General features: G+C 37.5%; 1 protein-coding gene. It reads left to right on the top strand.

The window, feature by feature from the left end:
* Nucleotides 1–41: 41 nt before the first annotated feature.
* Entirely contained in the window at nucleotides 42–476 is a 435-nt protein-coding gene (locus IE056_RS18325) for a helix-turn-helix domain-containing protein (protein WP_189606436.1), read from the top strand.
* Nucleotides 477–658 lie beyond the last annotated feature (182 nt).

Below are 658 nucleotides of genomic sequence, written 5' to 3'. Positions count from 1 at the left end.
TGTCCCGTCCTAAAATAGCGATACACTAAATTTCACAGTGTATGAAACCTCAGGAAAACAAAGGGTATGTGAAGCGTACTCAAAAAGACTACTCGCTTTCTTTTAAGCTTCAAGTTGTACAAGAATTTGAATCCGGTGAATTAAGCCGTACCCAAATATTAAGAAAGTATGGGATTCAATCTGGTTCAACTTTAAGGACTTGGATTAGAAATTATGGTAACTTTGATTGGGAACATCAATTACCTGGTGATATGGCAAAAACTCCAGAACAAAAAATCTTCGAACTCGAGCAGAAGGTGAAACTTCTTGAAAAACAAAAGGCGAGGGCAGAACATCTTGCTGAGAGGGCTGATAAAAAAGCAATTCTCTTTGATATGCTAGTCGATCTGGCTGAAAAGGAATATAATATCCCTATTAGAAAAAATTACAAACCCGAGTTATCGACCAATTTAAAGAATCCCACAAAGAAACAGTAGTTTCTACCTGTGATTTACTCGGGGTGAGCAGACAGGTTTATTATAGAGCGCTACAATCTAGAAAACGTAAACAGAAAACATCGGAAAAGACGGTAGCCTTAGTCCAAGATATACGTTGCCTAATGCCTAAGATCGGTACTAGAAAACTTTATCATCTTCTAGAGTCGGACTTGAAGAATCTT

The organism is Salinimicrobium marinum (assembly GCF_014651535.1).
In the GTDB taxonomy this organism is placed as follows: domain Bacteria; phylum Bacteroidota; class Bacteroidia; order Flavobacteriales; family Flavobacteriaceae; genus Salinimicrobium; species Salinimicrobium marinum.
The sequence above is the reverse complement of the archived record's forward strand: the minus strand, read 5'-3'. Positions and strand labels throughout refer to the sequence as shown.